Raw genomic sequence first — 20,147 nt, 5'->3', positions numbered from 1 at the left:
GATGCTTGAAAATCACGATCCCACAAACGCAAAAACGGCACCCGAAGGTGCCGTTTCTGTTTTCTACCGAGTATCGACTAAACGATCAACCCGCCAGGCCCGCCTGCTGAACCAGCACCAGCAATGGCTGCGGATACAGACCCAGGAAGAACGCCAGTGCGGCGATGGCCAGCAGCATCACGCCGCCTGCACGTTGTTCCCAATGCAGTTGCGCATCGTGACGACGCAGGTTTGGCTCGATCAGGTACAGGGTGACCATGACGCGCAGGTAGTAGAAGACGCCGATGGCGCTGCCCAGTACCAGGGAGCCGACCAGCCACCATTGATGCGATTCGACACCGGTGGCGATGATGTAGAACTTGCCGATGAAGCCCGCGGTCAGCGGGATACCGGCCAGGGACAGCATCATCACGGTCAGTACGGCGGTCAGGTACGGACGACGCCAGAACAGGCCGCGGTACTCGTACAGGGCATCGGCGTCACGACCGTTGTACGGCGAGGACATCAGCGTGATCACGCCGAACGCGCCGAGGCTGGTGATGACGTAGGTGACCAGGTACACACCGATGGCTTCAACGGCCAGACCCTTGCTCGCCACCAGGGCGATCAGCAGGTAACCGAAGTGAGCGATGGACGAGTAACCCAGCAGACGCTTGAGGTTGCTTTGGGTCAGTGCCAGCAGGTTACCGAACAGGATCGACGCGATGGCGATGATGGTCAGTACGTCGCTCAGTACACCGCTGCTTGCCGCCGGGGAGATCTGGAACAGACGCACCATCACCGCGAACACCGCGACTTTGGAGGCGGTGGCCAGGAACGCCGCCACCGGAGCCGGGGCCCCTTCGTAAACGTCCGGGGTCCAGAGGTGGAACGGCACCAGCGACAGCTTGAACGCCAGACCGATCAGCATCATGCCCAGGCCCAGTTGCGCCAGCGAGCTTGGCAGGCCGGTGGCCGCGAGGGCCTGGCCGATGCCAACGAAGCTCAGGCTACCGGAGTCGGCATACAGCAGCGCCATACCGAACAACAGGAACGCGGAACCGGCGGCCGACAGCACCATGTACTTGATACCGGCTTCCAGCGAATGCTTGTTGAAGAAGGCGTAAGCCACCAGACCGTAGACCGGTACCGAGAGCAGCTCCAGACCGACGAACAACCCGGCCAGGTGTTGCGCGCTGACCAGTACCAGGCCGCCAGCGGCGGACATCAGGATCAGCAGGTAAAGTTCTTCACGGTTGCCCGGGTAACCCGAACCGCCATCGCCGAGGTAGGCGTGGGCGAGGGTGACACAGGCGAGGGTGGCGACCAGGATCAGCGCCATGTACAAGCAGGCGAAGGTGTCGATCTGCAGCAAAGGCGTCACGGCCAGAGGCGCGACTTTCAGGGCCGGCAGGATCGACAGCAATGCCAGGTTCAGACCCGCCACGGAAATCAGGAAGGTCTGCGAGTGGTTGCGGCGCCAGGCGATTGCCAGCATCACCACGATGATCGTGGCGCTGGTGATCAACAACGGCGCAAGCGCGATAAAGTGTTGAGTCGTGAATTCCATAGCGCTCTTACCGGGCCGAAGCGAGTTGAGTGAAGGCGGAGCCAAGCCACTGCTGCACGCCATGCATCGTCGCGGCAGAAGTGTCGAGGAACGGCTGCGGGTACACGCCGATGTAAATCAGCAGCGCCGCCAGGCCGACCACCATGATCAGTTCGCGACCGTCCATGCCATGCAGCACCGCGTCCGATTTGGACGGGCCGAAGTAGGCACGGTGGATCATGATCAGCGAGTAGACCGAACCGAACACCAGGCCCGACGTTGCGATCGCGGTGATCCACGGCGCAGCGGCGAAGGTGCCGATCAGGATCAGGAACTCACCGACGAAGTTACCGGTACCCGGCAAGCCCAGGGACGCCGCCGCGAAGAACAGGCTGATGGCGGGCAGGTAAGCGATCTTCGACCACAGGCCACCCATTTCACGCATGTCGCGGGTGTGAGTGCGCTCGTACAGCTGACCACTTAGGATAAAGAGTGCCGCCGCCGACAGACCGTGCGCCAGCATCTGCATCACCGCGCCCTGCAGCGCCAGTTGGCTGCCGGAGTAGATGCCGATCAGCACGAAGCCCATGTGGGAAACCGAGGAGTAGGCGATCAGACGCTTGATGTCGGTTTGCGCGAACGCCAGGAAAGCACCGTAGAAGATCCCGATCAGACCCAGGGTCATGGCGATCGGCGCGAACTCGGCCGAGGCATTCGGGAACAGCGGCAGGGCGAAACGCAGCAGACCGTAAGCCGCAGTCTTCAACAAGATACCGGCCAGGTCGACGGAACCCGCGGTCGGTGCCTGGGCGTGAGCGTCAGGCAGCCAGGAGTGGAACGGCACCACTGGCAGCTTCACCGCGAACGCGATGAAGAAGCCGAGCATCAGGATGTACTCGGTGGTGAGCGACATCTTGGTTTTCAACAGATCGGAGTAATTGAAGGTAATCACACCGGTGCTGTTGAAGTTGACCAGCACCAGACCCAGGATCGCCACCAACATGATCAGGCCGGAAGCCTGGGTGAAGATGAAGAACTTGGTCGCCGCGTAGATCCGGGTTTTCTTGCCGTCCGAAGAACTGTGACCCCAGAGCGCGATGAGGAAGTACATCGGCACCAGCATCATTTCCCAGAAGAAGAAGAACATGAACAGGTCGAGGGCGAGGAACACGCCGACGACACCGCCCAGGATCCACATCAGGTTCAGGTGGAAGAAGCCAACGTGACGCTGGATCTCTTTCCACGAGCAGAGCACCGAGAGGATACCCAGCAGACCGGTCAGCAGGATCATCAGCAGCGACAGGCCGTCGAGGGCCAGGTGCACGCTGATGCCGAAGCGCTGGATCCAGATGTGCTTGAACTCAAGCGCCCAGACCGGATCGGCGCCAGGCGCCGGAGCAAATGAATAATTACCGTGGGCCCACAGCCAGAGGCCGAGCGCGAGTTCCAGGGTCATGGTCAACAGCGCAATCCAGCGGGGGAGGGTAGCGCCGAAGCGCTCACCCATCCAGCACAGCAGGCCGCCGATGAAGGGGATCAGGATTAGCCAAGGCAGAATCATGACGGGCTCAATTCCTTTCGCAAGTTCGCAAGGTTCATATTCAGACCGCTACCAGCACGATGGCGCCGATGACCAGCACGGAGCCGGCTGCCATCGATGCCGCGTACCAACGCAGTTGACCGGTTTCGGTACGGCTCAGGGCGGTGTGACCGCCTTTGGCCATACGCGGGATCAGACCGATGGTCTGGTCGAGCGGGTCTTTGCGCAGTGCGTGGCTGATCGCAAGGTATGGCTTGACGAACAGTTTGTCGTAGATCCAGTCGAAGCCCCAGGCAGCGAACCACCAGGCCGAAAGGAAGCGGCCGATGCCGCTGTTGGCGATTGCAGTGACGAAACGACGCTTGCCAAGGAACAGCAGCGCGGCCAGCAGGATACCGGACAGGGCGATGGCGCCCGAGGCGATTTCCAGACTGTGCTTAGCTTCGCCGCCGGCATGGCCAACGCTTTCCGGCAGCACGCCGTGCAGCGGTGGAACGATCATGGCGCCGACGAAGGTCGACAGCACGATCAGCACCGACAGTGGCAACCAGTGAGCGATGCCGTGACCGGCGTGCGCTTCGGTCTTCGCTTCACCGTGGAACGTGATGAAGATCAGGCGGAAGGTGTACAGCGATGTCATGAACGCGCCGACCAGACCTGCATACAGCAGACCATGGTTGCCGCTGGCGAACGCTTCCCAGAGGATTTCGTCCTTGGAGTAGAAGCCTGCGGTCACCAGAGGCAGGGCAGACAATGCCGCGCCGCCGACGATGAAGCTGGCGTAGGCCAGCGGCAGTTTCTTCCACAGGCCGCCCATCTTGAAGATGTTCTGCTCGTGGTGGCAGGCAACGATCACCGCACCGGAGGCAAGGAACAACAGCGCCTTGAAGAAGGCGTGGGTCATCAGGTGGAAAATCGCGCCATCCCATGCGCCAACGCCCAGGGCCAGGAACATGTAGCCGATCTGGCTCATGGTCGAGTAGGCGAGGATACGTTTGATGTCGGTCTGCACCAGCGCGGCAAAACCGGCCAGCACCAGAGTCACGCCACCGACGACGCCGACGAGGTGCAGGATGTCCGGCGCCAACGCAAACAGGCCGTGGGTACGGGCGATCAGGTAGACACCGGCGGTCACCATGGTTGCAGCGTGGATCAGTGCCGAAACCGGGGTAGGGCCGGCCATCGCATCCGCCAGCCAGGTTTGCAGTGGCAGTTGCGCGGATTTACCAACAGCGCCGCCCAGCAGCATCAGGGTCGCCAGAACGATCCAGAAGTCACCGGACTGGAAGTGCTGAGGTGCCTTGACCAGCAGCTCCTGAATGTTCAGCGTGCCCAACTGCTGGAACAGGATGAACAGGCCGATGGCCATGAACACGTCGCCGATACGGGTGACGATAAAGGCTTTGAGTGCCGCGTTACCGTTGTTGCGGTTGCTGTAGTAGAAACCGATCAACAGGTACGAGCACAGGCCCACGCCTTCCCAACCGAAGTACAGGAACAACAGGTTATCGCCCAGCACCAGGAACAGCATGCTGGCGATAAACAGGTTGGTGTAGGCGAAGAAGCGCGAGTAACCGGCTTCACCGCGCATGTACCAGGACGCGAACAGGTGGATCAGGAAGCCGACGCCGACGACCACACCGAGCATGGTCACGGACAGGCCGTCCAGATACAGCGCGAAGTTAGGCGTGAAGCCTTCCACCGCCATCCACTGCCACAACACCTGGGTGTAGTGGCCGCCTTCCGGCGGGGCGACGTTGAATTGCCAGATCACGTAGGCCGCGACGATGGCAGACAGGCCGATGGAACCGACGCCGATCAGCGCCGACAGGTTTTCCGAAAAGCGACCGCGTGAGAACGCCAGCAGCAGAAAACCTATGAGAGGGAATACGAAAGTCAGATAGAGAAGATTCATCCGCGCATCTCGCTGGCAGCGTCGATATCGAGAGTGTGGAAGCGGCGATACAGCTGCAACAGAATCGCCAGGCCAATACTGGCCTCGGCGGCTGCAAGGCTGATCACCAGGATGAACATGATCTGTCCATCCGGCTGCGCCCAGCGGCTACCGGCAACGATGAACGCCAACGCGGAGGCATTCATCATGACCTCCAGGCTCATCAACACGAAAAGAATGTTGCGCCGGACCATCAGGCCGACCAGACCGAGGCAGAACAGGATGCCGGCGACCGCCAGACCATGCTCCATAGGGATAGCAGGCATCGTCATTGCTCCTTGGCTTCGTTGCGGCCCAAGTGGAACGCCGTGACGGCTGCCGCAAGCAGCAACATCGAGGCGAGTTCGACCACCAGCAGATAAGGACCGAACAGGCTGATGCCCACGGCCTTCGCGTCTACGGTGGTGTGGCCGACGGCCTGACCGGTCTGGTGGCTGAACAGCACGTACAGCAACTCGGCCAGCAGCAGGGCACCGAGAATCACCGGGCCGAGCCAGATGCCGGGCTTGAGCCAGACGCGCTCTTGCTGAACCGAGGCGGGCCCCAGGTTCAGCATCATCACCACAAACACGAACAGCACCATGATGGCGCCAGCGTAGGCGATCACTTCCAGCACACCGGCAAACGGTGCGCCGAGGGCGAAGAACGTCATCGCCACGGCAATCAGCGAAATGATCAGGTAGAGCAGGGCGTGCACAGGGTTGGTGTGGGTGACCACGCGAAGCGTGGAAACCACAGCGATACCCGATGCGAAATAGAAAGCGAATTCCATCTTTCTTCCTTAAGGCAGCAAGCTCTTCACGTTGATCGGTTCGGCTTCATTTTGCGCGGCGCCTTTTGGCTTACCGGCAATCGCCATACCTGCAACACGATAGAAGTTGTAATCAGGGTTTTTGCCGGGGCCGGAGATCAGCAGATCTTCTTTCTCGTAAACCAGGTCCTGACGTTTGAACTCGGCCATCTCGAAATCCGGTGTCAGCTGGATCGCGGTGGTCGGGCAGGCTTCCTCGCAGAGGCCGCAGAAAATGCAGCGCGAGAAGTTGATGCGGAAGAAGTCCGGGTACCAGCGACCGTCTTCGGTTTCGGCTTTCTGCAGCGAGATGCAACCGACCGGGCATGCCACGGCGCACAGGTTGCAGGCTACACAACGCTCTTCGCCATCAGGGTCGCGGGTCAGGACGATACGGCCACGGTAGCGCGGCGGCAGGTACACGGCTTCTTCCGGGTACTGCAGCGTGTCGCGCTTGCGGAAGGCGTGGCCGAAAATCATCACCAGGCTGCGAAGCTGGGTGAAGAAGCCATGCACGATGTCAAATATGTACTTCATGATTCTCTATCCTCACTGAGCCGCGACGGCGGGCGTGTTGAGCAACACGATCGCAGCGGTCACCAGCATGTTGACGAGGGTCAGCGGCAGGCAGAACTTCCAGCTGAAGTCCATCACTTGGTCATACCGTGGGCGCGGAATCGAGGCGCGCAGCAGGATGAAGATCATGATGAAGAACGCGGTTTTGAGCGCGAACCAGATGAAAGGGATCTGCGGCAGAATGTCGAACGGACCGTGCCAGCCACCGAAGAACAAGGTCACCAGCAGCGCCGAAATCAACACGATGCCGATGTACTCGCCGACGAAGAACATGCCCCATTTCATGCCGGCGTATTCAATGTGGTAACCGTCGGCCAGTTCCTGTTCCGCTTCCGGCTGGTCGAACGGGTGACGGTGAGTCACGGCGACGCCAGCGATGAAGAAGGTCAGGAAACCGAAGATCTGCGGAATGATGAACCACAGGTGCTGCGCTTGATAATCAACGATGTCGCGCATGTTGAACGAGCCAACCTGGATCACGATGCCCATCAGCGACAGGCCCATGAACACTTCGTACGACACGGTCTGTGCCGAGGCCCGCAAGCTGCCCAGCAGGGCGAACTTGTTGTTACTCGACCAGCCGGCGAACAACACCGCGTAGACCGACAGACCGGCCATGGCGAAGAAGAACAGGATGCCGATGTTCAGGTCCGCCACGCCCCAGGTCGGGGTGATCGGGATGATCGCGAAGGCAATCAGCAGGGCGCTCATGGCCACGACCGGTGCCAGGGTGAAGATCATCTTGTCGGCGAACGGCGGTGTCCAGTCTTCCTTGAAGAACATCTTGATCATGTCGGCCGCGATCTGGAACGCGCCGAACGGACCGACGCGGTTCGGACCGTAACGGTCCTGCCAGAGGGCGAGCAGACGACGCTCGACCCAGCTCAGCAGCGCGCCGCAGACCACCACGGCGAGCAGAATCACGATGGCCTGGATGACCGAGATGATCACGGCGATCACTTCAGGAGTGAACCAAGTCATTGCGCTGCCTCCTGCAGACCGTCAACGGTTTTGCCAAAGATCGCGGGCGGAATGCCGGCGATACCGGCCGGCAATGCCACCAGGCCAGCACCCAGCTCTTCGTTGATGCGCAGCGGCAGACGCAAGGTCTGGCCAGCGACGCTCAAGCTGAGCATGGCGCCGTCATTGACACCCAGGCGGTCGGCTTCGGACTTGGCCAGCGACACGTAAGCGGCCGGAATGCGCTCTTGAACCGGTGCGGCTTTGGAAGAGTTTTCTTCGCTGCCGAACAGGTGGAAGAACGGCACGACCTGCCAGGTGCCCGGCGCCGGGTTGAATGCACGTGGAACAGCGGCGAACCAGTTCAGCGAATCACCGGTGCTTTCGATCAGGCGGGTGCCCGGGTCGCCAGCGCGGATGTGACCACCGACTTCGTCCTGGAACTTGTTCCAGGCTTGCGGCGAGTTCCAGCCCGGAGACCAGGCGAATGGCACTTGCTGACGCGGTTCGACCGAGCCCGAGTAGCCTTCCATGGAGAACGAGAACGCAGTGTCGTTGTCCTGGGAAGTACGCGGTTCGTGCACGCTGATGTCGGCGCGCATGGCGGTACGACCAGAGTAGCGCAGCGGTTCGCGCGCCAGTTTCAGGCCTTTGATGCGGAACGCGGCGGACGGCGCGGCGTCGACGATACGCGCCAGTTGCGGCGTGCTTGCAGCCACAGCGGCGGTGACGTGGTCCAGTTGGGTCCAGTCGATCGGCTGGTTCAACAGGGTCGCGCGCAGGGCATGCAGCCAGCGCCAGCCTTCGTGAACCAGGATGCTCGCATCGAGGTAAGTCGGGTCGAACACCTGGAAGAAGCGCTGGGCGCGGCCTTCCTGGCTGACCAGCGTACCGTCGCCTTCAGCGAAGCTGGCGGCCGGCAGAACCAGGTGCGCGCGATCGCTGGTGGCAGTCTTCTGATGGTCCGCGACGATCACCACTTTCGCGGCGTTCAGGGCGGCATCAACCTTGGCTTTGTCGGTGCGGGTGTACAGATCGTTTTCCAGCACGACGAGAGCGTCGGCACGGCCGTCGATCACCGCTTGCAGGGCGTCGTCGACCGAGTCGCCACCGAGCATGGCCAGGCCGAGGCTGTTGGCCTCTGGCACGATCAGGCTGATGGAACCGTTCTTCTCACGCAGCTTCAAGGCTTTGGCGATGTTCGCGGCGGCTTCGATCAGCGCCTTGGAACCCAACGAGGTGCCGGCGATGATCAATGGACGCTTGGCCGCGAGCAGGGCGTCGGCGATGCGCTTGGCCAGATCAAGGGCTTCAGCATCCAGGCCTTCGACGGCCGGAGCGCTGGCGTCGAGGGCGTGAGCCACGGCGAAACCGATGCGGGCCAGATCGTCCGGTGCTGCGTGAACGCATTCTTCAGCGACGTCGTCGAGCTTGGTTTCAGCCAGGCTGGCGATGAACAACGGGTTCAGCGCGTGCTGACCGATGTTCTTCACGGCGGCGTCGAGCCACGGCTGAACGCGCATGGCGTCGGCCATGTCTTCGGCTTTGCCCTTGACCGATTGGCGCAGGGACAGGGCCATGCGCGCAGCGGTCTGGGTCAGGTCTTCGCCAAGAACGAAAATCGCGTCGTGGTCTTCGATGTCGCGCATGTTCGGGATCGGCAGCGGGCTGTCTTTGAGCACCTGCATGACCAGACGAATGCGCTCCAGCTCAGCGGCTTCGATACCGGAGTAGAAGTGCTCGGCACCGACCAGCTCGCGCAACGCGTAGTTGCTTTCGAGGCTGGCGCGCGGCGAACCGATACCGACGATGTTGCGACCGCGCAGCAGGTCAGCGGCTTTATCCAGCGCTTCGTCCAGGGTCAGCTTGGCGCCGTTGGCCAGCAATGGCTGACGCGGACGATCCGTGCGGTTGACGTAGCCATAGCCGAAACGGCCACGGTCGCACAGGAAGTACTGGTTGACCGAACCGTTGAAGCGGTTTTCGATACGACGCAGTTCACCGTAGCGTTCGCCCGGGGAGATGTTGCAACCGCTGGAGCAGCCATGGCAGATGCTCGGCGAGAACTGCATGTCCCACTTGCGGTTGTAGCGCTCGGAGTGAGTCTTGTCGGTGAACACACCGGTCGGGCAGACCTCGGTGAGGTTGCCGGAGAACTCGCTTTCCAGGGTGCCGTCTTCAACGCGACCGAAGTACACGTTGTCGTGGGCGCCGAACACACCGAGATCGGTGCCGCCAGCGTAATCCTTATAGAAGCGCACGCAGCGATAGCAAGCGATGCAGCGGTTCATTTCGTGGGAAATGAACGGGCCCAGTTGCTGGTTCTGGTGGGTGCGCTTGGTGAAGCGATAACGGCGCTCGTTGTGGCCGGTCATCACGGTCATGTCTTGCAGGTGGCAGTGACCGCCTTCTTCACAGACCGGGCAGTCGTGAGGGTGGTTGGTCATCAGCCATTCAACGACGCTGGCGCGAAACACTTTCGCTTCTTCGTCGTCGATGGAGATCCAGCTGCCGTCGGTGGCGGGGGTCATGCAGGACATGACGATCCGACCACGCTTGTCGTTCTCGTCGGTGTACTGCTTGACCGCGCACTGGCGGCAAGCGCCAACGCTGCCAAGGGCTGGGTGCCAGCAGAAATAAGGGATATCGAGGCCTAGCGACAGACATGCCTGTAACAGGTTGTCTGCCCCATCGACTTCGAGCTCTTTGCCGTCTACGTGGATAGTGGCCATGGTTCAAAGTTCTTCGTTGGCCCGGTGTCAGCGGGCGTGGCTAATGGAATCTTGTTGTTCGCGTGAATCAAAACAGCCGCTTGCGGCGTCATCACACGAGAAGGCGAAGGGCACGGACCCTTCGCCTTTTTTAAGCGTTTACGCGCCGACTACGATCGGCCTTGCCAGAGGCGGGACGACGGCGCTGGTGGGCGCGATGCCGGCTTCGAACTCATGGCGGAAGTATTTGATTGCGCTGCCCAATGGCTCCACGGCGCCCGGTGCGTGAGCACAGAAGGTCTTGCCCGGGCCGAGGAAACCGACCAGACCCAGCAGGGTCTCGATGTCGCCGGCTTGCCCTTCACCGTTTTCGATTGCACGTAGCAGCTTGACGCTCCACGGCAGACCGTCACGGCACGGGGTGCAGAAGCCGCAGGATTCACGGGAGAAGAACTCTTCCATGTTGCGCAGCAGGGAAACCATGTTGACGCTGTCGTCCACCGCCATGGCCAGGCCAGTACCCATACGGGTGCCCACTTTGGCGATGCCGCCGGCGTACATTTGTGCGTCGAGGTGTTCCGGCAACAGGAAACCGGTACCGGCGCCGCCTGGCTGCCAGCACTTGAGCGTGTAACCGTCGCGCATGCCACCGGCGTAGTCTTCGAACAACTCGCGACCAGTGACGCCGAATGGCAATTCCCACAGGCCCGGGTTCTTGACCTTGCCGGAGAAGCCCATGAGCTTGGTGCCCATGTCTTCACTGCCCGGGCGCGCCAACGATTTGTACCAGTCCACGCCGTCGGCAATGATCGCCGGGACGTTGCACAGGGTTTCAACGTTGTTCACGCACGTCGGCTTGCCCCACACGCCAACGGCGGCAGGGAAGGGCGGCTTGGAACGCGGATTGGCGCGGCGGCCTTCGAGGGAGTTGATCAGTGCGGTTTCTTCACCGCAGATGTAACGCCCGGCGCCGGTGTGGACGAACAGCTCGAAATCGAAGCCGCTGCCCAGGATGTTCTTGCCCAGAAGGCCTGCGGCCTTGGCTTCTTCCACGGCACGGTTCAAGTGCTTGGCGGCGGTGGTGTATTCGCCACGCAGGAAGATGTAGCCACGGTAGGTTTTCAGCGCGCGAGCACTGATCAGCATGCCTTCGATCAGCAGATGGGGCAGTTGCTCCATCAGCATGCGGTCTTTCCAGGTGTTCGGTTCCATCTCGTCCGCGTTGCACAGCAGGTAGCGGATGTTGATGGATTCGTCTTTGGGCATCAGGCCCCACTTAACGCCAGTGGGGAAGCCTGCGCCGCCGCGACCTTTCAAGCCCGAATCCTTCACGGTCTGGACGATGTCGTCCTGAGCCATGTCGGCAAAGGCCTTGCGGGCAGCGGCGTAACCGTTCTTGGCCTGGTACTCGTCGAGCCAGACGGCTTCGCCGTCATCACGCAGACGCCAGGTGAGCGGGTGGGTCTCGGCCGAACGCTTGATGCGGTTGGCTGGACCGAAGGAAGTCAGGGTCATACGTAGCCCTCGAGCAATTTGGCAACGCCGGCAGGCTGCACATCACCGAAAGTGTCGTCGTCGATCATCAACGCCGGCGCCTTGTCACAGTTGCCGAGGCAGCAGACCGGCAGCAGGGTGAATCGACCGTCGGCAGTGGTCTGCCCCAGGCCGATGCCCAGATTGCTCTGGATTTCGCTGACAACCGATTCGTGGCCGCCGATGTAGCAGACCATGCTGTCGCAGACGCGAATGATGTGGCGACCGACTGGCTGACGGAAGATCTGGCTATAGAACGTCGCCACCCCTTCAACGTCGCTCGCCGGAATGCCGAGGATCTCGCCGATGGCGTAGAGCGCGCCGTCAGGCACCCAGCCACGTTCCTTCTGGACGATCTTCAGGGCTTCGATCGACGCCGCGCGCGGGTCTTCGTAGTGATGCAGCTCGTGCTCGATGGCCGAGCGCTCGGTTTCACTCAAGGTGAAACGGTCTGTCTGGATAAGCGTGCTATTCATGCTTAGCGGTCCACGTCGGCCATAACGAAATCGATACTACCCAGGTACGCAATCAAGTCCGCGACCATGCTGCCTTTGATCACCGAAGGGATCTGCTGCAGGTGCGGGAAGCTTGGCGTACGAATCCGGGTGCGGTAGCTCATGGTGCCGCCATCGCTCGTCAGGTAATAACTGTTGATGCCCTTGGTCGCTTCGATCATCTGGAAGGATTCGTTGGCCGGCATGACCGGGCCCCACGAAACTTGCAGGAAGTGCGTGATCAGGGTCTCGATGTGCTGCAGCGTGCGCTCTTTTGGCGGCGGCGTGGTCAGCGGGTGATCCGCCTTATACGGGCCTTCCGGCATGTTGCGCATGCACTGCTCGATGATCTTGATGCTCTGGCGCATTTCTTCGACGCGCACGATGCAACGGTCGTAGGCGTCGCCATTGGCGGCCAGCGGCACTTCGAATTCGAAGTTCTCGTAACCGGAGTACGGGCGTGCCTTACGCAGGTCGAAGTCGCAACCGGTCGAACGCAGACCGGCACCAGTGACGCCCCATTCGAAGGCTTCCTTGGTGTTGTAGGCGGCGACGCCGATGGTCCGGCCACGCAGGATGCTGTTGTCCAGTGCGGCTTTCTGGTATTCGTCCAGGCGCTTTGGCATCCACTCGACGAAGTCTTTCACCAGCTTTTCCCAGCCGCGCGGCAGGTCGTGGGCGACGCCACCGATGCGGTACCAGGCCGGGTGCAGACGGAAACCGGTAATGGCTTCGATCACCGTGTACGCCTTCTGACGGTCGGTGAACGTGAAGAACACCGGGGTCATGGCGCCGACGTCCTGGATGTAGGTACCCAGGAACAGCAGGTGGCTGGTGATCCGGAAGAACTCGGCCATCATGATGCGGATGACGTCGACCTTCTCGGGCACCTTGATGCCGGCCAGCTTCTCGACCGAGAGCACGTACGGCAGGTTGTTCATCACGCCGCCGAGGTAGTCGATACGGTCGGTGTACGGAATGAAACTGTGCCAGGACTGACGCTCGGCCATCTTCTCGGCACCACGGTGGTGGTAACCGACGTCAGGCACGCAGTCGACGATCTCTTCACCGTCCAGCTGCAGGATGATGCGGAACGCACCGTGCGCCGAAGGGTGGTTGGGGCCGAGGTTGAGGAACATGTAGTCCTCGTTCGCGCCGGAACGTTTCATGCCCCAGTCTTCAGGCTTGAAGCGCGCGGCTTCTTCCTCAAGCTGTTGCTTGGCCAGGGTCAGGCTGAACGGATCGAACTCGGTGGCGCGGGCCGGGAAGTCCTTGCGCAGCGGGTGACCTTCCCAGGTCGGCGGCATCATGATGCGGGTCAGGTGCGGGTGGCCGGCAAAGTTGATGCCGTACATGTCCCACACTTCACGCTCGTACCAGTTGGCGTTCGGCCAGATACCGGTCACGGTCGGCACGCTAAGGTCGCTCTCGGACAAGGCGACCTTGATCATTACGTCACTATTACGTTCGATCGACATCAAGTGATAGAACACAGTGAAGTCGGCGCCGCTTGGCAGCCCTTGACGCTTGGTGCGCAGACGCTCGTCCACGCCGTGCAGGTCATAGAGCATGACGTACGGCTTGGGCAGGTTGCGCAGGAAAGTCAGGACTTCGACGAGTTTGGCCCGGGCAACCCAAAGCACCGGCATGCCGGTGCGGGTAGGCTGGGCGGTGAACGCCTCGGGGCCAAAACGGTTGTTCAGTTCGACGACCACATCCTGGTCGTCTGCCTTATAAGGCGGGATGTACAGAGCACTGCCTGTAGTCATGGTTATTTATCGCTTTCGGTCAACGTAAAGAATGAAGCCAGTGTCTTGTTCTTTTAAAGAAGCAGATCTGGATCAGACTTCGTCGGGGCTGCGCAGGTTGGTGACTGCGATTCGCTGTTCGCGGCGCTTTTCCTTTTCGGAAGGCATCTCGGCGCGGTACACGCCTTGATCACCGACGACCCAGGAAAGCGGACGACGCTCCTGTCCAATCGACTCTTGCAAGAGCATCAAGCCTTGCAGGAAAGCTTCAGGACGGGGCGGGCAGCCAGGCACGTAGACGTCCACGGGCAGGAACTTGTCCACCCCTTGAACGACTGAGTAGATGTCGTACATGCCACCGGAGTTGGCGCACGAACCCATGGAAATAACCCATTTAGGTTCGAGCATTTGCTCGTAGAGACGCTGAATGATCGGCGCCATCTTGATGAAGCAGGTACCGGCGATAACCATGAAGTCCGCCTGACGCGGCGATGCCCGGATAACCTCGGCGCCAAAGCGCGCGATGTCGTGGGGCGCCGTGAAGGCGGTAGTCATTTCCACGTAGCAGCACGAAAGACCGAAGTTATACGGCCACAGGGAGTTCTTGCGCCCCCAGTTGATCGTGCCGTTAAGCACGTCTTCGAGCTTGCCCATGAAGATGTTTTTGTGGACTTGATCTTCTAACGGATCGGAAACGGTTTCCCGTTCGCCAATCGGATACTGCTCGTTAGGAGCATCGGGGTCGATCCTGGTGAGATTGTATTGCATTGCCAAAGCCTCATTGTTTCAGCTTCGCCTGCCGCTTGCGACGAGCTTCCGGAGCCCAGTCAAGGGCGCCCACTCGGAACAGGTAGACAAGACCTGCCAACAGAATTGCTATGAAAACGAGAGCTTCGACGAATCCGGTCCAGCCGCTTTCGCGGACGGACACAGACCAGGCAAAGAGAAAGAGGGCTTCGATATCGAAGATCACGAAGAGCATCGCGACCAGATAGAATTTGGCTGAGAGCCGCAAGCGGGCGCCACCTGTAGGTAGCATGCCGGACTCGAACGGTTCGTTTTTGCTGCGACCCCAGGCTTTTGACCCGAGAAGGCTGGAGACGCCGAGCATGAAGGCGCAGAGGCCGACAACGCCCAGAAGGAAAATGGCAAAGCCCCAGTTGTGGGCCATGAGTCCTGTCGCTTCGGGCATGCTGGTAATCCTTAACAGAGAGCAAAGGTCTCTGAGCTTGATAAAGAAACAAAGCAGTGACGATATGTCGCAGCAATCAATCCCGCTGATTTTATGGCACAACACTCTGCAAGTAAAATTCCTATAGCGAAATTATTTATAGGAATAAGGACATAGCGCACCTCCGAAAGCCCGCGGCCCATGCGTTGCGGGCATTAGCCGGCATTTCATCAATATTGTTTTGTCGGAAATGTAACGAACATAGTTGTCGCTAAATGATAATCAATATTGTTTGAGTCGGTTTTTAAACTGTTTAACGGGATGATGACCGGGAAGTTGTCTTATATGCGCATTACTGCAAGTAGCAGGCGGGGTCGTTTTACCGTGTTTTTCTGATGGGGAGACTGCTCTGGATCAAGATTTTTCAGATGGTTTTGCGCCATGGCGCGTTCTCTGTGGGAGCGGGCTTGCCCGCGATGAGGGTGTGTCAGGTGCTGCCGAATTGACTGACAGACTGCCATCGCGGGCAAGCCCGCTCCCACAGGGAGTAGCAGTATTTGCTAAATCGCAGGCAAAAAAACGCCCCGAACCAGTCGGGGCGTCAGATGTGCGGCGTTGCGGTTAGCTTTCTACTCGATCCGCAACGGCCGTTTGCTCAGGCGAAGCAGATCAGTGGAACTGTTCTTCTTCGGTCGAACCGGTCAGTGCGGTTACCGAGGACGTGCCACCTTGAATCACAGTGGTCATGTCGTCGAAGTAGCCGGTGCCCACTTCCTGCTGGTGAGCCACGAAGGTGTAACCCTTGGCGGCGTCAGCGAACTCTTGCTCTTGCAGCTTCACGTAGGCAGTCATGTCGTTGCGGGCGTAGTCGTGCGCCAGGTTGAACATGCTGTGCCACATGTTGTGAATGCCGGCCAGGGTGATGAACTGGTGCTTGTAACCCATGGCGGACAGTTCGCGCTGGAACTTGGCGATGGTCGCGTCGTCCAGGTTTTTCTTCCAGTTGAAGGAAGGCGAGCAGTTGTACGACAGCAGTTGGTCCGGGTATTCCTTTTTGATCGCTTCAGCGAAGCGACGAGCCTCGTCCAGATCCGGCTTGGCGGTTTCGCACCAGATCAGGTCGGCGTACGGCGCGTAGGCCAGGCCGCGAGCGATCGCCTGGTCGAGACCGGCGCGCACTTTGTAGAAGCCTTCCTGGGTGCGTTCGCCAGTCACGAATGGCTGGTCGTACGGGTCGCAGTCCGACGTCAGCAGGTCAGCAGCGTTTGCGTCGGTACGGGCCAGGATGATGGTCGGCGTGCCGGCAACGTCAGCTGCCAAACGAGCAGCGGTCAGCTTCTGTACAGCTTCCTGGGTAGGAACCAGTACCTTGCCGCCCATGTGGCCGCATTTTTTCACGGAAGCCAGTTGGTCTTCGAAGTGAACGCCGGCGGCGCCTGCTTCGATCATGCTCTTCATCAGCTCGTAAGCGTTCAGAACGCCGCCGAAACCGGCTTCAGCGTCAGCCACGATTGGTGCGAAGTAGTCGATGTAGCCTTCGTCGCCCGGGTTCTTGCCGGCTTTCCACTGGATCTGGTCAGCACGACGGAACGAGTTGTTGATGCGCTTGACCACGGTTGGAACCGAATCCACCGGGTACAGCGACTGGTCCGGGTACATCGATTCTGCGGAGTTGTTGTCCGCAGCAACCTGCCAGCCCGACAGGTAGATCGCCTGGATACCGGCTTTGACTTGTTGTACAGCCTGGCCGCCGGTCAGGGCGCCCATGCAGTTGACGAAATCTTTCTCAGGACGGAAGGACGGCTTGGCGCCCTGGGTGACCAGGTTCCACAGCTTCTCGGCGCCCATTCTTGCAAGGGTGTGCTCAGGTTGAACCGAGCCACGCAGGCGGACGACGTCAGCAGCGGAGTAAGCGCGTGTCACGCCTTTCCAGCGTGGGTTTTCAGCCCAATCTTTTTCGAGGGCTGCAATTTGCTGTTCGCGTGTCAGTGCCATGGAGATAAACCTCGTCGCATAGGTCTGGGGTGGAAAATTCCTGCTCCTGCCCACTACGCAAATCAGGCGTAAGAGGCTGCTCGCTGACCAGAAGCTTAGGTGGTCAAGTCGGATTCGGCGGGGATGGCGACGGGATGAACGATGGGCTCGAGGGGAAGTGAGCAGGTAAGGGCGAACTGGCGAGCGGATTCGGGCGTCGTGGGCCTTTATACGAACTTCAGTGTGGAGCCGGGTTACCTAATTACGCTTCCGTCCCTCGGGACAACTTCGTTCCAGTCGGCAACCTCGTCAAACACACCTTGTGGGCGGTACAGACACGAAACGGCTCGCGGGGTAGTTGCGAGCGACGCTTCGAAGGCCCTTGCCAGGGCCCCTGATTAGCGGGAGCGAGGCCATCATGCCTTTGCTTTTTTCGATCGTCAAACGTTTTGTAGTGCTTTTTTTGTGGCACTACATCTTTGGTCTAATACGACTAATCAGTCAGTTTTCGGTGGTTTAGTCCAAAGTGTCGACTTTCACCCGCAGGGTCATGTCATCCCGGCCCTGAGTCGAGTAGCTGCGGCCCAGACCCTGTTTGTCAGCTTGAGTCTCGCGGTTCACACCGGCCAGGGTGATCCATTCGCCGAGGCGCCCGGTGACAGTTGTGTCGGTGCTTTGCACATTCACTACATCGGGACGTTCCTGGCTCATGCGGTCACGGTTGGTACTGATCGCCAGGTGAACGATGTCGCCGGTGACGCTGGCAGTGACATAGAACCCTTGGGTGACGTTTCGGTATTCAGTCTGGCTGCGCAGATCGCCGTAGGAATCGGTCTGTGCGCTGGTCAGCGGTACGCTTTGGCCGACCTGAATCAGTGCTGGAGCACCTTCGCTGGCCTGGATTTGCTGGATGCCGCCATCACGGCTGTCGGTGCTGCGATTGATGATGCGCGTCTGGCTCGGTTTGGCACCGTTGACTGAGTAACCCTGATCGCCCTGGAAGTTGTTTTCGTTGGTGTCGACGGTAATCAGCAAGCGCTTGGCCGCAACGTCGAGTTGGGAGATCAGGGCCTTAAGTTCGTCGATCTTGCGCTGATCAGCATTGACAATGAGTTGGTTGCCGTAGGCGCTGACCTGGCCGTCCTTGCCGATGAAATTTTGTGCCATCGGCAGCATATCGTCACTCGTGCGGTAGTTCAGGGGCACGATCTCGGTGGCTGCCATGGCCGAAAAACTGCAGCTCAGCAGCAGCGTGGTGAGCAGGGTGCGTAGGGACATATCCGTTATCTCCGCCATCTTGAAGTGTTGATATTGCCAGTTTGTCGGCCCGGGGTGGGGCAAGTTGAATCGCAGACAGCAAAACGCCCCGGTATCCGAAGATAGCCGGGGCGTTTTGGGGTGTTCTTCAAGGCTCTTCGCGAGCAAGCCCGCTCCCACAGGGAAATGCATTCCAATTGTGGGAGCGGGCTTGCTCGCGAAGGGTGCGACTCGGTATCAGGCCGAGTGCCGCACCATGTCCACATGCGGAATCCCGGCTTCCAGGAATTCCTCACTGACCATGCTGAAGCCCAGGCGTTCGTAGAACGCCGTGGCCTGCACTTGCGCACTCAGCATCTGCTGCTTCAGCCCGCGCTTCTCTGCTTCACCGATCACCGCGTGCATCAGTGCATCGCCGACTTTCAAACCGCGCCAGTCTTTGAGCACCGATACCCGGCCGACATGACCGTCAGGCAACAGGCGTGCTGTGCCAATCGGAAAGTCGCCCTCGTAGGCCAGGAAATGCACCGCTGTTGCGTCATCAGCATCCCATTCCAGTTCAGGTGGAACGGATTGCTCGGCGATGAACACCGTCTCACGAATGCGCCGGATCTCGGCGATATCCTTCTGCCAGTCTGCGACACGTACGTGAATTTTATTCATCGGCAAACCCCAGGCTTCCTTGCTTGATCAGTTCGCACAGCAGGCCGCGGCCATCTTCGTCGCTCAGCCACTCGCCGAGATTGTCGATGTGCAGGGCGTCGGCGGCGCAAATCAATTTCAACAGATCGCGCAGTTTGCCCGGCAGGTAACGGCTCTGGCCACTGGCGAACAACAGCAGATCGTCATCCACTTCGGACCATGCCAGACGCGCACTCGGGTTGCGGATCATTACGGCGCCTTGCTCGAGGCTGGCGAGCAGATCGTCTTCTTCGACTTCTTCCGGACCAACCACCAGTTCCGGGTAGCGCGGCTCGGTCATGAACTGGCCGAACCAGGTCAGCAGCAGGCGCTCGTCGCTCATGTGCTCGGCCAGCAAGGCTTTCAGGCGATCAAGAGCGTCGTGCTGAATCTGATGCGGGTCTACCGCTGGCAGGGCGTCGGCGTCGGTGTAGCGCTCTTCGTCAGACAGGAACTGGCTGAGGAAGTCAGTGAAGTGGGTCAGCACTTCAGCAGCGCTAGGTGCGCGGAAACCGACCGAATACGTCAGGCAGTCATCGACGGCCACGCCGCAATGGGCCAGGCGTGGCGGCAGGTAAAGCATGTCGCCCGGTTCCAGCACCCATTCATCGGTGGCTTCGAAATCAGCCAGGATGCGCAGGTCGGCATGTTTCAGCATCGGGCTCTCGGCATCGCACATCTGGCCGATTTTCCAATTGCGCTTGCCGTGGCCTTGCAGCAGGAACACGTCGTAGTTGTCGAAGTGCGGACCGACGCTGCCACCCGGGGCGGCGAAGCTGATCATCACGTCGTCGATGCGCCAGCTCGGCAGAAAACGGAAGTTCTCCAGCAGTTCGGCGACTTCCGGCACGAACTGGTCAACGGCTTGAACCAGCAGGGTCCAGTCGCGTTCCGGCAGCTTGCTGAATTCGTCTTCGGCGAAGGGGCCGCGACGCAACTCCCAAGGACGCTCGCCGTTTTCGATGATCAGGCGCGACTCAACTTCTTCTTCCAGCGCCAGGCCGGCCAGTTCGTCGGCATCGATCGGGCTTTCGAATTCAGGAATCGCCTGGCGGATCAGCAGAGGTTTTTTCTGCCAGTAGTCGCGCATGAATTCGCGCGCCGTGATGCCACCCAGAAGTTGAAGAGGAATATCAGGATTCATGTGTAACCTATTGAAAAAAAGCACTTTTCAGACGGGAATAAAAACGCCCGGCGCTGCCGGGCGTCTCAAACGGGTACAGCGGTCGA

The 20,147-nt window shown here is 60.1% G+C and carries 17 protein-coding genes; all 17 read right to left on the bottom strand.

Annotated features, from left to right (window positions below; genetic code table 11):
• Positions 1-85 precede the first annotated feature (85 nt).
• The 17 genes from nuoN to HNR03_RS24930 all read right to left on the bottom strand — a co-directional run bounded on the left by nuoN (position 86) and on the right by HNR03_RS24930 (position 20,061).
• The gene (nuoN, locus tag HNR03_RS25010; RefSeq protein WP_259156488.1) at positions 86-1,549 is read right to left on the bottom strand and encodes an NADH-quinone oxidoreductase subunit NuoN; all 1,464 of its coding nucleotides are present in this window, start codon (positions 1,547-1,549) and stop codon (positions 86-88) included.
• A gap of 7 nt (positions 1,550-1,556) precedes the next feature.
• Positions 1,557-3,089 (bottom strand): NADH-quinone oxidoreductase subunit M, encoded by a 1,533-nt coding sequence (nuoM, locus tag HNR03_RS25005; RefSeq protein WP_259156486.1) that lies wholly within the window; start codon positions 3,087-3,089, stop codon positions 1,557-1,559.
• Between the two features lie 40 nt (positions 3,090-3,129).
• Positions 3,130-4,983, bottom strand: a complete 1,854-nt coding sequence (gene nuoL / locus HNR03_RS25000; RefSeq protein WP_259156484.1) for an NADH-quinone oxidoreductase subunit L — start codon at positions 4,981-4,983, stop codon at positions 3,130-3,132.
• The gene (nuoK, locus tag HNR03_RS24995; RefSeq protein ID WP_007946416.1) at positions 4,980-5,288 is read right to left on the bottom strand and encodes an NADH-quinone oxidoreductase subunit NuoK; all 309 of its coding nucleotides are present in this window, start codon (positions 5,286-5,288) and stop codon (positions 4,980-4,982) included. Before nuoK ends, nuoL begins: the two co-directional genes overlap by 4 nt.
• A gap of 2 nt (positions 5,289-5,290) precedes the next feature.
• Complete coding sequence (gene nuoJ / locus HNR03_RS24990; protein WP_259156478.1) at positions 5,291-5,794, bottom strand: NADH-quinone oxidoreductase subunit J; 504 nt, start codon at positions 5,792-5,794, stop codon at positions 5,291-5,293.
• Positions 5,795-5,803: 9 nt separating this feature from the next.
• Positions 5,804-6,349, bottom strand: a complete 546-nt coding sequence (gene nuoI, locus HNR03_RS24985) for an NADH-quinone oxidoreductase subunit NuoI (RefSeq protein WP_177331423.1) — start codon at positions 6,347-6,349, stop codon at positions 5,804-5,806.
• 12 nt (positions 6,350-6,361) lie between these two features.
• The gene (gene nuoH, locus HNR03_RS24980; RefSeq protein WP_046032492.1) at positions 6,362-7,369 is read right to left on the bottom strand and encodes an NADH-quinone oxidoreductase subunit NuoH; all 1,008 of its coding nucleotides are present in this window, start codon (positions 7,367-7,369) and stop codon (positions 6,362-6,364) included.
• Positions 7,366-10,080, bottom strand: coding sequence for an NADH-quinone oxidoreductase subunit NuoG (gene nuoG, locus HNR03_RS24975; RefSeq protein WP_259156474.1), 2,715 nt, complete (start codon positions 10,078-10,080; stop codon positions 7,366-7,368). Before nuoG ends, nuoH begins: the two co-directional genes overlap by 4 nt.
• Positions 10,081-10,218: 138 nt before the next feature.
• Positions 10,219-11,574 carry an NADH-quinone oxidoreductase subunit NuoF gene (gene nuoF / locus HNR03_RS24970; protein WP_090185654.1) on the bottom strand — a complete coding sequence of 452 codons (1,356 nt, stop codon included), beginning with the start codon at positions 11,572-11,574 and terminating at the stop codon, positions 10,219-10,221.
• Positions 11,571-12,068, bottom strand: a complete 498-nt coding sequence (nuoE, locus tag HNR03_RS24965) for an NADH-quinone oxidoreductase subunit NuoE (RefSeq protein WP_007946422.1) — start codon at positions 12,066-12,068, stop codon at positions 11,571-11,573. The genes nuoF and nuoE overlap by 4 nt, the downstream gene beginning before the upstream one ends.
• Positions 12,069-12,070: 2 nt before the next feature.
• On the bottom strand, positions 12,071-13,855 hold the full coding sequence (gene nuoC / locus HNR03_RS24960; protein ID WP_222587618.1) for an NADH-quinone oxidoreductase subunit C/D: 1,785 nt from the start codon (positions 13,853-13,855) through the stop codon (positions 12,071-12,073).
• 72 nt (positions 13,856-13,927) lie between these two features.
• Positions 13,928-14,602 carry an NADH-quinone oxidoreductase subunit B family protein gene (locus HNR03_RS24955; protein ID WP_007946424.1) on the bottom strand — a complete coding sequence of 225 codons (675 nt, stop codon included), beginning with the start codon at positions 14,600-14,602 and terminating at the stop codon, positions 13,928-13,930.
• A 10-nt stretch (positions 14,603-14,612) separates the two neighbouring features.
• Positions 14,613-15,026 (bottom strand): NADH-quinone oxidoreductase subunit A, encoded by a 414-nt coding sequence (locus HNR03_RS24950; RefSeq protein ID WP_003223812.1) that lies wholly within the window; start codon positions 15,024-15,026, stop codon positions 14,613-14,615.
• Between the two features lie 648 nt (positions 15,027-15,674).
• Positions 15,675-17,000, bottom strand: a complete 1,326-nt coding sequence (aceA, locus tag HNR03_RS24945) for an isocitrate lyase (protein WP_020296744.1) — start codon at positions 16,998-17,000, stop codon at positions 15,675-15,677.
• A 495-nt stretch (positions 17,001-17,495) separates the two neighbouring features.
• Complete coding sequence (locus tag HNR03_RS24940; protein WP_222587617.1) at positions 17,496-18,257, bottom strand: secretin N-terminal domain-containing protein; 762 nt, start codon at positions 18,255-18,257, stop codon at positions 17,496-17,498.
• Positions 18,258-18,473: 216 nt separating this feature from the next.
• The gene (locus tag HNR03_RS24935) at positions 18,474-18,899 is read right to left on the bottom strand and encodes a GNAT family N-acetyltransferase (RefSeq protein WP_222587616.1); all 426 of its coding nucleotides are present in this window, start codon (positions 18,897-18,899) and stop codon (positions 18,474-18,476) included.
• Entirely contained in the window at positions 18,892-20,061 is a 1,170-nt protein-coding gene (locus HNR03_RS24930; protein WP_259156442.1) for a cupin domain-containing protein, read from the bottom strand. The genes HNR03_RS24935 and HNR03_RS24930 overlap by 8 nt, the downstream gene beginning before the upstream one ends.
• Positions 20,062-20,147: the final 86 nt, after the last annotated feature.

Origin of the sequence: Pseudomonas sp. JAI111 (assembly GCF_024809425.1) — a bacterium.
Classification (GTDB): Bacteria; Pseudomonadota; Gammaproteobacteria; order Pseudomonadales; family Pseudomonadaceae; genus Aquipseudomonas.
The sequence above is the reverse complement of the archived record's forward strand: the minus strand, read 5'-3'. Positions and strand labels throughout refer to the sequence as shown.